General features: G+C 69.8%; 13 protein-coding genes. 7 read left to right on the forward strand and 6 right to left on the reverse strand.

Going from position 1 to position 12,377, the window contains the following annotated elements; genetic code table 11:
* Positions 1-91: 91 nt before the first annotated feature.
* On the forward strand, positions 92-337 hold the full coding sequence (locus G1H10_RS18185; protein WP_163740390.1) for a FitA-like ribbon-helix-helix domain-containing protein: 246 nt from the start codon (positions 92-94) through the stop codon (positions 335-337).
* Positions 334-768, forward strand: a complete 435-nt coding sequence (locus G1H10_RS18190) for a type II toxin-antitoxin system VapC family toxin (RefSeq protein WP_163740392.1) — start codon at positions 334-336, stop codon at positions 766-768. The genes G1H10_RS18185 and G1H10_RS18190 overlap by 4 nt, the downstream gene beginning before the upstream one ends.
* A 20-nt stretch (positions 769-788) precedes the next feature.
* On the opposite strand, the gene rpe is transcribed toward G1H10_RS18190, so the two are convergent.
* Both rpe and G1H10_RS18200 read right to left on the reverse strand, forming a co-directional pair.
* On the reverse strand, positions 789-1,457 hold the full coding sequence (rpe, locus tag G1H10_RS18195; RefSeq protein WP_163740394.1) for a ribulose-phosphate 3-epimerase: 669 nt from the start codon (positions 1,455-1,457) through the stop codon (positions 789-791).
* Positions 1,458-1,508: 51 nt separating this feature from the next.
* Complete coding sequence (locus tag G1H10_RS18200) at positions 1,509-2,015, reverse strand: Lrp/AsnC family transcriptional regulator (RefSeq protein WP_163740396.1); 507 nt, start codon at positions 2,013-2,015, stop codon at positions 1,509-1,511.
* A 94-nt stretch (positions 2,016-2,109) separates the two neighbouring features.
* Here G1H10_RS18200 and G1H10_RS18205 point away from each other — a divergent pair, with 94 nt between their 5' ends.
* Together G1H10_RS18205 and G1H10_RS18210 are read left to right on the forward strand one after the other, a co-directional pair.
* Positions 2,110-3,360, forward strand: coding sequence for an MFS transporter (locus G1H10_RS18205; RefSeq protein WP_163740397.1), 1,251 nt, complete (start codon positions 2,110-2,112; stop codon positions 3,358-3,360).
* An 88-nt stretch (positions 3,361-3,448) separates the two neighbouring features.
* Positions 3,449-3,994: a Uma2 family endonuclease gene (locus G1H10_RS18210; RefSeq protein WP_163740399.1), complete on the forward strand. Its 546-nt coding sequence runs from the start codon at positions 3,449-3,451 to the stop codon at positions 3,992-3,994.
* Positions 3,995-4,036: 42 nt separating this feature from the next.
* Here G1H10_RS18210 and pdxR read toward each other — a convergent pair whose 3' ends face one another.
* On the reverse strand, positions 4,037-5,482 hold the full coding sequence (gene pdxR / locus G1H10_RS18215) for a MocR-like pyridoxine biosynthesis transcription factor PdxR (protein ID WP_163740401.1): 1,446 nt from the start codon (positions 5,480-5,482) through the stop codon (positions 4,037-4,039).
* Positions 5,483-5,529: 47 nt separating this feature from the next.
* On the opposite strand from pdxR, the gene G1H10_RS18220 reads away from it, so the two are divergent.
* On the forward strand, positions 5,530-5,982 hold the full coding sequence (locus G1H10_RS18220; protein WP_163740403.1) for a carboxymuconolactone decarboxylase family protein: 453 nt from the start codon (positions 5,530-5,532) through the stop codon (positions 5,980-5,982).
* Positions 5,983-6,000: 18 nt separating this feature from the next.
* Positions 6,001-7,230 carry an MFS transporter gene (locus tag G1H10_RS18225; RefSeq protein ID WP_163740405.1) on the forward strand — a complete coding sequence of 410 codons (1,230 nt, stop codon included), beginning with the start codon at positions 6,001-6,003 and terminating at the stop codon, positions 7,228-7,230.
* Positions 7,231-7,250: 20 nt separating this feature from the next.
* Here the strand turns inward: G1H10_RS18225 and G1H10_RS18230 are convergent, their stop codons facing one another.
* Complete coding sequence (locus G1H10_RS18230; protein ID WP_163740407.1) at positions 7,251-8,852, reverse strand: RsmB/NOP family class I SAM-dependent RNA methyltransferase; 1,602 nt, start codon at positions 8,850-8,852, stop codon at positions 7,251-7,253.
* 16 nt (positions 8,853-8,868) lie between these two features.
* Positions 8,869-9,813, reverse strand: coding sequence for a methionyl-tRNA formyltransferase (gene fmt, locus G1H10_RS18235; protein WP_163740409.1), 945 nt, complete (start codon positions 9,811-9,813; stop codon positions 8,869-8,871).
* Positions 9,814-10,095: 282 nt separating this feature from the next.
* Here fmt and G1H10_RS18240 point away from each other — a divergent pair, with 282 nt between their 5' ends.
* The gene (locus tag G1H10_RS18240; protein WP_163740411.1) at positions 10,096-11,061 is read left to right on the forward strand and encodes a TIGR03557 family F420-dependent LLM class oxidoreductase; all 966 of its coding nucleotides are present in this window, start codon (positions 10,096-10,098) and stop codon (positions 11,059-11,061) included.
* A gap of 49 nt (positions 11,062-11,110) precedes the next feature.
* On the opposite strand, the gene bar is transcribed toward G1H10_RS18240, so the two are convergent.
* Positions 11,111-12,244, reverse strand: coding sequence for a barbiturase (gene bar / locus G1H10_RS18245; RefSeq protein WP_163740413.1), 1,134 nt, complete (start codon positions 12,242-12,244; stop codon positions 11,111-11,113).
* Positions 12,245-12,377 lie beyond the last annotated feature (133 nt).

The following is a 12,377-nucleotide window of genomic DNA, read 5'->3' on the forward strand; positions in this document are numbered from 1 at the left end:
GTTCTGCATGGCAACGGAGACAACATCATCAGCCCCACCGTCGCGCGCGTTTGCTAGCGTTGCTAGCAATGACAGCTGTGGAGGTGGCGCGATGGCGACTCTGACGATTCGAAACGTCGACGAAGACCTCAAGGCCAGACTGCGAGTCAGAGCGGCAGAGAACGGCCGCTCCATGGAGGCCGAGGTACGTGCGATCTTGCAGGCAGCCCTCGAACCGCCCGGACCCGCGATCGATATCGGATCCGTCCTTCGCCGCCGGTTTGCCGACATGGATGACGCATCGTTTCCGTTGCCAGAGCGCAATGAACTCGCGCAACCTGCGGAATTCGGACAATGATCGTCCTCGACACCAATGTCGTCTCCGAACTGTGCAGACCGGCACCGGAGCCGGCCGTCGCCGCGTGGGCGAGCCAGCATCCCCGGGATGACGTGTTCATCACCGCCACGACTGTCGCCGAGTTACTCTTCGGCATCAGGTGCCTACCAGACGGACGGCGAAAAGAGGAGCTGACCACCCGGATGGCGTCGGTGGTCGGGCAGGACTTCGATGGCCGGGTTCTTCCATTCGACGTCGTAGCGGCTGGGAACTATGCGCTGATCGCGAGCAGTCGCAGACACCGCGGGAGGCCGATCAGCGTCGCCGACGCTCAGATAGCAGCCGCATGCCGAAGAGTCTCAGCTACGCTTGCCACGCGCAACGTCAAGGACTTCAGGGATACGGGTATCGACGTCGTCAACCCGTGGGAGCACGACGTCGCCGGTCCCTGAATTCACCGACGCCTTGCGGATCAGGACAGGTTCGAGGCGTCGGCGGCCAGCGTGCGCAGGTCCTCGACGGCAGCGGCGGCATCGTCGGCGCCATAGACCGCCGAGCCGGCGACGAACACGTCCGCACCCGCATCGGCGCACCGCTCGATCGTCTCCTTGGAGACGCCGCCATCGATCTGAATCCACACGTCCAGCCCGGAACGGGACACCATCTCCCGCGCCCGGCGGATCTTCGGCAGGCAGACGTCGAGGAACTCCTGCCCACCGAACCCAGGCTCTACCGTCATCACCAACAGCATGTCGATCTCGGTGAGGAGATCCTCGAACGGCTCGACCGGTGTGGCGGGCTTCAGGCCGACGCCTGCCCGCGCGCCCTGACGGCGGATCTCCCGGGCCAACCGGATCGGTGCCGCGGCCGCCTCCGCGTGGAACGTGACGCTGGCTGCGCCGACCTCCGCGTAGCCCGGGGCCCAGCGGTCCGGGTCGTCGATCATCAGGTGGCAGTCCACCGGCAGTTCGGTGCGGTTCAGGATCGCCTCGACCACGGGCAGCCCGAGCGTGAGGTTCGGGACGAAGTGGTAGTCCATGACATCGACATGCACCAGGTCGGCGTTGCCGATCCGGTTGATCTCGGACTCGAGATTGGCGAAGTCAGCGGAGAGGATGCTCGGCGCGATCTGGATGCCCACAAGGCTCCAGCCTAATGCTCACCCCTACCGGGCACGACGACGCCGGTCACCTCAGCCCTGCGACCAGCCGCTCGACGGCGTGGCGCGCGTCGTCTCGGCGCTCGGCTGCTCCACCGGCCTGCCGCTGAACTGGGTCGACAGCACCACCGACGTCCGCATCTCACCGTGCTTGCCGAGCCGTTCGAACAGTCCCTCCAAATGCTCCAACGACGTCGCCCGGACCTTCAGCATCGAGCAATGGTCTCCGCTGAGCTTGTGGATCTCCACCACCTCGGGATAGTCGCTGGCCTTGCTGGTCTTCAACAGGCAGTGGTCGAGCCGGCATCGCATCCGGACGAAGGCGGTGTGTTCGTAGCCGACCCGCTGCGGCTCGACGGCGGCGTGGTATCCGGTGATGACGCCGGACTCCTCTAGCCGCCGCACCCGGTCGGCCACCGCCGGCGGCGACAGATTCACGCGTCGGCCCAGCTCGTTGTATGACAGCCGCCCGTCGGCCTGAAGCTCTCGAAGGATCCGCCAGTCGGTGTCATCCAGCGTTCTTTGTGTTCGTAAATCCATCGCACTGAATTCCTTTCATACCGACGACGTTGCCGACGATACGCCGTTGATCGGCCATTCGAAATCGCCGGTCAGGTTTCTAACATCGATCCACATGACCGTTGAGACCTCTCCCCGCCCGCACCCGTCCCCGCCCGACGACCTTCAGGGCACCGGCCGGTTACGCCCGATGTCCGTGCTCTTCACCGGCGTCGCACTCACCACCGTCGCGCTCACCGGTGCGAGCGCGGTGTCGACGCTGATCGCCGCCGATGCGGTAGGTGATCGGTGGAGCGGCACTCCGAACGCGCTCGCCGTGCTCGGCACCGCGATCGCGACGCTCGCCCTCGGCTCGGTGATGGCTCGCCGCGGTCATCGCGCCGGCCTGGCCGTCGGCTACCTGCTGGCCGCGGTCGGCGCCGCCGTCGCCCTCGGCGGCGTGCTCACCGGCGCACTGCCCCTGCTGCTGGTCGGCATGATAGGCGTCGGGGCCGGAAACGGGAGCGCCCAGCTGGCGCGTTACTCGGCCGCCGAGTTGTACCCGCGCGATCGCAAGGGGTTCGCCCTGTCACTCATCGTGTGGGCGGGCACCATCGGGGGCATCGTCGGTCCGCTCCTGATCTCCCCGACCGCGCACCTCGCCGAGCGTCTGTCGATGCCCGCGCACGCGGGACCGTTCCTGCTCACCATCGTCGCGGTCGGCGCCGCGGCGGCGGCATCCGCCGCGCTGCCACGCGCGGCCCATCGCGTTCTGGACGGTCCTCGGCGGTTGCTGCCCCGCGGCGCGCTGCGCCGTGCCCTGCGGACGCCGGCCGTCGGCGTCGCGATCAGCGCCATGGTGGTGGCACAGCTGGACATGGTCGCGGTGATGACGATGACGCCGGTCCACCTGGACCATCACGGCCACGGGCTGGGAACCGTCGGCACCATCCTGACCATCCACGTCATGGGCATGTTCGCGCTGTCGCCGCTGTCCGGCCGGCTCGCCGATCGGTACGGCGGCACCGCGGTGATCCTGGCCGGCATCGCTGTCCTGGTGGCCGCGTCCGGCCTCGTCGCCGTAGCGCCCGATGCGCACACCTCCGCGCTGCCGCTCGCGCTGTTCCTGCTCGGCTACGGCTGGAACCTCGCCTTCGTCGGCGGCAGCAGCCTGCTCAGTCGCCACCTCCCGGCCGACACACGCACGCAGATCGAAGGCATGATCGACGCTTTGGTGTGGGGCTCGTCCGCACTGGCCAGCCTCGGATCGGGAGTGATCCTGCAGGGCGGCGGTTATGTCGTCCTCGCCCTGACCGCCGGAGCGATCGTCGTCGTCCCGTTGATCGTCATCGCTGCAGCCAGAGCGAGACCAACGGACGCAAACTGATCGAATCGGCCCTGTGGATAACCCTCTTCGACGCTCGTCTGCTGCCATGCTTGTGTGATCAGCCCATCAGGGAGGCACAATGAGCAGCATGGCGGTGATGCCCCGTGCGTCGCACGACTGGACAGTCGACGACCTCGAACAGCTACCCGACGACGGCCTGCAGTACGAGCTGCTCGACGGGATACTCCTCGTGACCCCGGCGCCCATTCCGCTCCATCAGGCGGTGGCGGGGGAACTCTACGTGACGCTCCGGCGTGGGTGTCCGAAGCACCTCAAGGTGTTCTTCGCCCCGCTGGACTGGCAGCCCGACCATCGCACGTCGCTCCAGCCGGACCTGTTGGTGCTGCGGCGCGACGACATCGGTCCGAAGGTCATCGAAGAGCCGCTCGCGCTCGCGGTCGAGGTCCTCTCCCCCAGCACAAAGCGCAAGGACCGGGTCCTGAAGTTCTCCAAGTACGCCGACGCCGGCGTCGCTTCATACTGGATCGTCGACCCGGTCACACGGTCGATCGAGGCATTCGATCTGGTCGACGGCGCCTACGTGCCCGTCGGCAGCGCCTCCGGGACAGAGACCATCACCCTGCAGCGCCCCTACCCGGTCACCATCACGCCGGCGGAGCTCATCGACATCTGAGGGGTCTGTCCGCGCTGGGACGGTACGTGTCGTCGCCTGTCGTCATCGGCCCAGACTGCGTCGCAGTATTCGGCACAGGAGTTCCAGCGCGCCTGGGTATGCGTGCTCCGGAGGCGTACCGTAACCGACCACCACGGCCGGACGCAGGGACGCCGTACTGTCCGGATGGCGGTACCCGGCCAACCCGTCCAGCGTGAGGCCCGCCCGCTCCGCCTCGGCGACGACCTGGGCCTCGTCGGCATCCGGCGGAAGGTCGACGACCGCGTGCAGGCCTGCCGCGATACCGGACACTCGTACCTGCGGAACGTATTCGCGCAGCACAGCGACCAGCCGGTCGCGCCGGTCACGATACCGACGGCGCATCCGCCGCACATGCCGGTCGTACCCGCCCGACTCCAGGTAGTCGGCCAGCGTGAGCTGCTCGAGGACACTCGTCCGCAATTCCCGGTCCCCCTTCACGTCGACGACGGGCCGCACCAGGCGCTCCGGCACCACCAGCCAGCCGATCCGCACGGCCGGGCTGAGGCTCTTGCTGGTGGTGCCGAGGTAGACCACCCGCTCCGGGTCCAGGCACTGCACCGCACCCACGGGCTGGCGGTCGTAGCGGAACTCGCCGTCGTAGTCGTCCTCCAGGATCAGCCCATCGGCCTCCGCGGCCCAGTCGACCAGTGCCACCCGCCGCTCCGGACGTAGTGGACCACCGGTCGGGAACTGATGCGCCGGGGTGAGCAAGACCGTCCGTGCGTCCGTGGAACGCAGCGCTTCGATCCTCGCGCCGCCGCCGTCGATCGGCAGCGCGGGAGTGTCCAGTCCCGCTGATCGCAGCAGTCCGCGGTGGTACTGCAGGCCGTACTCTTCGACAGCGACGACGTCGCCCAGCAGACCGGACAGGAGCTCCAGCGCATGGCCGAACCCGGAGCAGACCACCACGCGGCCGGGATCGACCCGGACACCACGCGCCCGCGCCAGGTAGTCCGTCAGCGCCCGGCGCAGCTCCACCCGGCCCTGCGGATCGCCCGGACCGAAGGCGTCGTTGGGTGCGGCAGACAGGGCCCGCCGCGCCGATCGTAGCCAGTCGGTGCGGGGAAACGACGCCGCGTCGGCGCTGCCCTGGAGCAGGTTGTACCGCGGCCTGGACGGTGGGAGCGCCGGGGATCGCGGCGGCACCGCTGCGGGCGCGAGCGACGATCCCGATGGTGCTGACGCCGCGCTCCGTTGTGCCACCCGGGTGCCGGAACCCTGCCGGGCGACGAGCCAACCTTCGGCGACCAGCTCGGCGTACGCTTCGCTCACCGTGTTCCGGGCCATCGCCAGGTCGGCCGCCAGCGCGCGCGACGGCGGCAGCCGCGTGCCGGGGCCGAGCCGGCCGCTGCGGATGGCCGCGCGCAGTTCCCGCGTCAGGCCCGCGCGTTTCCCTTCTGATGGGGTGAGATCGAGGTGAAGGTCGATCCCGCCGATCGCCGACGAATTGGCCCAATCATTCTCCATGGAAATGGACCATATAACCGCACCATTTCGTCCATACAGTCGCACTCATGACTGCTACACAACGCTTGGGCTTCTCCGAGCACGCGCCCGAGATCTACCGGGCGCTGCTGCGGCTGCACCAGGCCGCAACCAAGAACGTCGACCCGAGGCTGGCCGACCTGGTCATGATCCGCGCCTCTCAGATCAACCGCTGCGCCTTCTGCATCGACATGCACACCGCCGACGCTCGCAAGGCGGGCGAGCGGGAGGAACGGATCTCCCTGTTGAACGCCTGGCAGGAGGTGGACCGGCTCTACACCGAGCGGGAGCGGGCCGCACTTGCCTTGACCGAGGCGATGACCGTGCTGACCGACGGATTCGTTCCGGACGAGGTGTTCCGCCAGGCGGCGCGGCATTTCGATCAGGATGAACTGGCGGAACTCATCGGGTTGATCGCCACCATCAACACCTGGAACCGGGTCAACGTCGCGGCGCGGACGGCTCCGGCCTCCATCCGCTGAGGAACCAGGGAGTCTGCGATGGGTACCACCACGTTGTCCACGCCGGGCCGGTCCGCCGGCCATCGCTCACCGGTGCGGGGATGGCTGGCCGTCGGCGCGGTCACGCTGGCGATCTTCGCGCTGATGACCTCGGAGCTGCTGCCGGTAGGGTTGCTCACGCCGATCGGTCACGACCTCGGCATATCCGACGGCACATCCGGGCTGATGGTGACTGTCCCGGGAATCGTGGCCGCGTTCTCCGCGCCGCTGATCACCGTCTTCGCCGGACACGTGGACCGCCGGCTGGTGTTGTGCGTCCTGGTCGGGCTGATGGGTGCAGCAAATCTCGCGGTGTCACTCTCCGACCACATCGTCGCGGCGCTGGCTGCTCGCTTCCTGGTAGGCGCGAGCGTCGGCGGGTTCTGGGCGATCGCCGGAGGGATCGCGCTGCGCCTGGTGCCCGAGCGGCACGTCGGACGCGCGCTGGTGGTCATCTTCGCCGGGGTGGAGAGCGCCACGGTGCTAGGCGTGCCCGCCGGGACCTACCTCGGGGAGCTCGTGGGCTGGCGTGCCGCATTCGCCGCCGTCGGGCTGCTCGGTCTCGGCACGCTGGTCTGCATGGCCCTGCTGCTGCCGGCCATGCCGGCCACGCGGACCATCACGCTCGGATCGCTGCCCAGCCTGTTCCGGGCCAACGGGGCCGTGCGCATCGGTGTGCTGCTGACGTTCCTGATCATCACCGGCCACTTCCTCGCCTACACCTACCTCCGGCCTGTGCTGGAGGACACCAGGGGCATCGACGGCCGGGCGGTGAGCACGTTGCTCCTGGTATTCGGTGTCGCCGGCATCGCCGGCAACGTCATCGCCGGCGTGGCGGCGGCGCGGCGAGTCCGGGCGACGGTGCTGACCATCGGGATGGTACTCACCGCCGCCATGGTGTCGGTGATGTTCGCCGGCGACGGCGTGCCCGGCGCCGTGTTCTCCGTGGTCGTGTGGGGCCTGGCCTACGGCTCCGTTCCCGTCACGCTGCAGACCTGGATCCTCAAGGCGGCACCGGAGGCCGCCGAGGCGGCGAGCTCGTTGTACGTGCTCATGTTCAACCTATCGATTGCGCTGGGCGCCGCATTCGGCGGACTCGTCGTCGACCACCTCGGCACCCTGAGCATCCTGTGGCTGGGCGGCGCACTGACCGCGGCGGCCTCGACGGTCGTTGTCTGCGCGCGCAGTACCACGCTGGCGTCCGGCTTCTCCACCGCCGCCGACGGATGAGTGCCGCGGGTGTGGCCGCGCTATCCGGTGCGGCGGAGCAGGGCCAGATACATCGCATCCGTGCCGTGCACGTGCGGCCAGAGCTGGACGTCCGGGCCGTCGCCTAGATCGGGCACGCCGGGCAGGTACGGCCGGGCGTCGATACGCTCCATGTCGTCGCGTTTACGCAGCACATCGTCGACGATCGTCGCCGTCTCCGCCAGGTGCGGCGTGCACGTGACATACGCGACCACTCCGCCCGGCCGGACCGACCGCGCCGCCTCCAGCAGGAGCGCAGCCTGCAGCGGCCGGAGTTCGCCGACGTCGGCCGGCGTGCGTCGCCAGCGGGCCTCCGGGCGACGGCGCAGCGCGCCGAGCCCCGAGCAGGGGGCGTCCAGCAGCACCCGGTCGAAGTCTTCGTCCGGCCACGGCCCCTCGGTAGCATCCGCCACCAGCACCTCGTGCTCGCTCGGGTCGCCACTGAGCGCCTGCTCCACCAGCCGGGCCCGATGCACGTGCTGCTCCACGGCCAGCAGCCTGCCGCCCTGGCCGCCCACCAGGCCGCCGAGCACCGCGGCCTTGCCGCCCGGCCCGGCGCACATGTCCAGCCAGCGCTCGTCCGGACCGTCCACCGGGACCGCGGCCAACGCCAGCGTGACCAGTTGGCTGCCCTCGTCCTGGACGCCGGCGCGCCCGGACCGCACCGCCGCGAGCCGTCCGGGGTCGCCGGACGTCAACGTGGCCCCGATCGGCGACCACCGAGCCGGTTCCGCCCCGGCATCCAACAACTCGGACACCTCCCCGCGACCCGGACGGACCGCAAGCGCCACCGGTGCCGGCTCGTTGTTCGCCCGCAGGCACGCCTCGAGCGCGTCGCCGTCGGCTTCCGGACCGAGGGCGTCGCGGAACGCCCGCACGATCCACGCCGGGTGCCCGTGCCGGAAGGCCACATAGCCGGCCAGGTCGTCGTCTCGGGTCGGCGCCAGCTCGGCCGTCCAGCCGTCCAGATCGTGGCGCTCCACCTTCCGCAATACGGCGTTGACGAACCTGCCGGCGCCTTCACTGATCCGCCGACGGACCAGGTCCACCGTCGTCGACACGGCGGCGTGCGGCGGGACCCGCAGCGCCAGCAGCTGGTGCGTGCCCAGACGCAACGCATCGAGCACCGGCGGGTCCAGCTCGCTCAGCGCCCGGTCGACGCACGCGCCCACGATCCGGTCATAGGTCCCCTGCCAGCGCAGGGTGCCATACGCGAGTTCGGTGGCGAAGGCGGCGTCCCGGCCGCCGACGCGGCGGTCCCGCAGCCGCTCCGGCAAGACAAGGTTGGCGTACGCGTCCTCGTCCGTCACCGCGCGCAGCACGTCATAGGCCACCTGCCGCGCCGGATCGGCGCTGTGCCGCTGCTGACCGCCGCCGGTACCCGCGCCGCGCCCGCGCTGCTGGCCACTGCGCGCGCCTTGCGGTTTCCGCCCGCGCGATGGCGGGTGGCCGGCCGAGCGGTTCCTGCCACCGCCCGCGCCGCCGTCCGTCCCACGTCCGTACCGTCGGTCACCCCGACGGTCGTTACGCCCGTGGTCGCTGCCACGCCCGTGGTCGCCGCCGCGCCCGTGGTCGCCGTCGCCGTCGTGCCCGTCGTCGCTCATTCGGGGACCCCTTCTCTCACGCGGGCCCCGCCTGGTCGCCCAGCCGCTCACCGGGCTCGGGCCGCACGCCACGTGCCCAGTCCGTGGCCGGCATCGCACGCTTGCCCTGCGCCTTGACATCGCCGAGGACGACGGCGTGGCTGCCGGTACCGACCCGCACTCCGTTCTTCTCCACCACGATCTCCCCGGGCGCGATTCCGTCCCGGCCACGCTCCAGCTGCACCGGCTGCAGTTTCAACCGCTCCCCGCGGAACGTCGTCCACGCCCCGGGCGCGGGGGTACAGGCTCGAATCAGCCGATCCACCCGCATGGCGGGCGCCGTCCAGTCCACCCGGGCGTCCTCCACCGTCAGCTTCGGCGCCATCGACACGCCTTCGGCCGGCTGCGGCTCGGCGCGCAGGCTCCCGTCCTCGATCCCGTCCAGCGTCCGGACCAGCAGGGTCGCTCCCGACTTGGACAGCCGCTCCAGCAGGTCGCCGCTGGTGTCCGTGGGGCGGATGTCCTCGGTCACCAGGCCGTAGACCGGGCCGGTGTCCAGCCCTTCCTCCAGCTGAAACGTGCACGCGCCGGTCACGTCGTCGCCGGCCAGCACGGCATGCTGCACCGGGGCCGCCCCGCGCCACGCAGGCAGGATCGAAAAGTGCAGATTCACCCAGCCGTGCTTCGGCACATCCAGCGCGGCGCGCGGGATCAGGCCGCCGTAGGCCACCACGGGCGCGCAGTCCGGTGCGATCGCCGCCAGCCGCTCCAGGAACTCGACGTCGCGTGGTTTGGCCGGTTTGAGCACCTCGATGCCCGCCTCCTCCGCCACCGTAGCCACCGGGCTGGGCATCAGCTTCCGTCCCCGTCCGGCCGGCGCGTCGGGCCTGGTCAGCACCGCGACGACGTCGTGTCGCGACTCCAGCAGCGCACGCAGCGGAGGCACCGCGACCTCGGGTGTACCGGCGAACAGAACGCGCATGTCGGTGAACCTCTTCACACGGGGGATGTGCATGACGCGACGGCGGGTAGCGCGCGTCCGAGGCCAACGATATCCACTGTGCCGGCGATCGCCGCCATCGACCGCACCAACGGCCGCCGTATCGGTCGACACTCAGCTGCGCGCTCGACCTCACGCTCGACCGCGCGCTCGACCGCACCGAAGATCGCGCCACGGGTCACGCCACGAGTCGCGCCACGAGTCGCGCCATTGTGCGGCCCTCCCGGTTCATGCCGCAGCGGCAGCGGGGTAACGCAAAGAGGCATGGTTCAGATCGGCTACACCATGATGTCCGAGCAGGCGCCCGCGCGGCAGCTCGTCGACGACGCCGTCACCGCTGAGCGGGTCGGCTTCGACTTCGCCGCGCTTTCCGACCACTACTTCCCCTGGCTGGACGAGCAGGGACACTCGCCGCACGCCTGGCCGGTGCTCGGTGCCGCCGCGCACGCCACCGATCGGATTCCGCTGATGTCCTACGTGACCTGCCCGATCATGCGCTACCACCCGGCCGTGGTGGCACAGAAGGCGGCCACTGTCGGTGTGCTCAGCGAGGGCCGGTTCTCGCTCAGCCTCGGCTCCGGCGAGAACCTCAACGAGCACGTCATCGGGCAGGGCTGGCCGCCCGTGGACACCCGGCACGAGATGTTCGACGAAGCCATCGAGATCATCCACGCGCTGCTGGGTGGCGACTACATCACCTACCACGGCCGCCATTTCGACGTGGATTCGGCTCGCCTCTATGACCTGCCGGAGACCCAGGTTCCGATCGGCGTCGCCGCCTCAGGTAGCCAGTCGGCGGAGATCGCGGCGCAGCGTGGCGACTACCTCGTGGTGAACACACCGTCGCCGGACGTGGTGCAGCGGTTCCAATCCGAGGGAGGCGAAGGTAAGCCGGTGTACGGCCAGCTCCCGGTTTCCTACGACACCGACGCCGAGGCGGCCAAGGCCCGGGCGCACGAGCAGTTCCGCTGGATGGCCGCCGGTTGGAAGGTGATGGCGGAGCTACCCGGCCCGGTGAACTTCGCCGCCTACACCGAGTACGTCCGTCCGGACGACGTCGCCCAGGCGGTCCCGTGCGGAACGGACGTCGACGCCGTCGTCGACGGGGTCAAACAGTACGTCGACGCCGGCTTCACGCACGTCGCGCTGGTCCAGATCGGCGGCGACCAGCAGCAGCCGTTCTTCGACTGGGCGGAGAAGGAGTTGCTGCCCGCACTGCGCGAGCTCTAAGCCTCGTCTTCTCCCGACCAGATAGTCCCGGAACAGGCCGGTGTGGCCGTCACGGGTACCGGTAGCCGGACGGCTCGTCGCCCAGGTCGACGATCGCCGCCACCGGTCCCCCGCCGTCCGGGCCCTGGTGCGCGGCCGATACCGAGACATAGACGGCCGGGTCTCCGGTGACCGACGCGGCCACGCCGCCCACCGCGGCCTTGATCTGCCGGTGCCAGTGCACGTCGGAGTCGTCCAGCATGGCGTTGCGGCGTCCGCGCACGGTTCCGTCCTGGCTCGTCTCGCATTTGAGGAAGACGTTCACCAAGCGCCCGTCGAGGTCACTCGGATGCGGGCGTTCCGGGAGCTTCAGGCCCGCGTCGCGGATCGCGGCCCAGATCCCGTCGGCGTCCAGGGCGTCGCGCATCACCGCGTGCCCGATCCGGTATCGCCCGCCGACGCCGCGCGCGTTGCCCACCACGACCACCTGCGCCTGGTCCAGCTCCACGCCCGACGAGCAGGACGCCACCGCCGAGTACAGGTCCCGGTCGTGCATGACCGCGTCATCGCCGGGCATGTCGATCTCGCCGAGCGCCACCGCGATACCGAGCGCGGTACAGCCGTTGGACAGATCCATCGACTCGTGGGTGTGCTCGGTCCAGACCGTCTGGCCGCGCGCCTTGGCGTCGCGGATGGTGTGGATCGTCAGCAGCGGCGTCTTCGTCTGCACGTAGTGGACGTCGGCGGGATCGCTGATGCCGGCCCGTTCCATGGCCAGCCGCACCGCTGCGGCCACTTTCTCGATCATGCCGCGCCGCCCGATCTCCTCCGGCAGCAGCACGTCGCTCATCGCGAAGCCGACGGTCAGCCTGGGTTCGTCGGTCGGCTCCACCCGGTCGGCCGGGACGGTAGCGAAGATCGTGGCGTGCGGGCTGATCACCCCGTCGGTGCCGCCCGACCAGACGATCGGCACCTCCTTCACCTCGTCCGCGGTCCGGGTCCCCTTCCCGACCAGTACCTCGCGGAAGGCTCGGTCGGCGATGATCCGGGTGTAGTCGTTGACTCCGCCGTTGCCCTCGGTCTTGCCGATCACGGCGATCACCCGGTCCGCCTCGATCAGACCTGAGTCGATCAGTTCGGCGAGCCCGGAGGCGTCGCTGACGTGCTTGATGGCCACCTTGCGGACCTCGATCGGCTCGGGCATCTGCAGGCCACCTCTCCAGCTCGGGATCGCCGGACGGTGTCCCCGCCCGGTGCGTCGAGCGTATGAAGTGCGGCCCGCGACAACGATGGTGACGTTCGCCCAATCCAGTACGGTTCCGTCGGCGATATCGCAC

This window comes from Phytoactinopolyspora halotolerans, assembly GCF_010550675.1.
GTDB lineage: Bacteria > Actinomycetota > Actinomycetes > Jiangellales > Jiangellaceae > Phytoactinopolyspora > Phytoactinopolyspora halotolerans.

Bases quoted from the DNA above. Each gene is read 5' to 3' on its own strand.
- G1H10_RS18185 (WP_163740390.1), top strand. From the start codon at position 92: ATGGCGACTCTGACGATTCGAAACGTCGACGAAGACCTCAAGGCCAGA.
- G1H10_RS18190 (WP_163740392.1), top strand. From the start codon at position 334: ATGATCGTCCTCGACACCAATGTCGTCTCCGAACTGTGCAGACCGGCA.
- G1H10_RS18200 (WP_163740396.1), bottom strand. From the start codon at position 2,015: ATGGATTTACGAACACAAAGAACGCTGGATGACACCGACTGGCGGATC.
- G1H10_RS18205 (WP_163740397.1), top strand. From the start codon at position 2,110: ATGACCGTTGAGACCTCTCCCCGCCCGCACCCGTCCCCGCCCGACGAC.
- G1H10_RS18210 (WP_163740399.1), top strand. From the start codon at position 3,449: ATGGCGGTGATGCCCCGTGCGTCGCACGACTGGACAGTCGACGACCTC.
- pdxR (WP_163740401.1), bottom strand. From the start codon at position 5,482: ATGGAGAATGATTGGGCCAATTCGTCGGCGATCGGCGGGATCGACCTT.
- G1H10_RS18220 (WP_163740403.1), top strand. From the start codon at position 5,530: ATGACTGCTACACAACGCTTGGGCTTCTCCGAGCACGCGCCCGAGATC.
- G1H10_RS18225 (WP_163740405.1), top strand. From the start codon at position 6,001: ATGGGTACCACCACGTTGTCCACGCCGGGCCGGTCCGCCGGCCATCGC.
- G1H10_RS18230 (WP_163740407.1), bottom strand. From the start codon at position 8,852: ATGAGCGACGACGGGCACGACGGCGACGGCGACCACGGGCGCGGCGGC.
- fmt (WP_163740409.1), bottom strand. From the start codon at position 9,813: ATGCGCGTTCTGTTCGCCGGTACACCCGAGGTCGCGGTGCCTCCGCTG.
- G1H10_RS18240 (WP_163740411.1), top strand. From the start codon at position 10,096: ATGGTTCAGATCGGCTACACCATGATGTCCGAGCAGGCGCCCGCGCGG.
- bar (WP_163740413.1), bottom strand. From the start codon at position 12,244: ATGCCCGAGCCGATCGAGGTCCGCAAGGTGGCCATCAAGCACGTCAGC.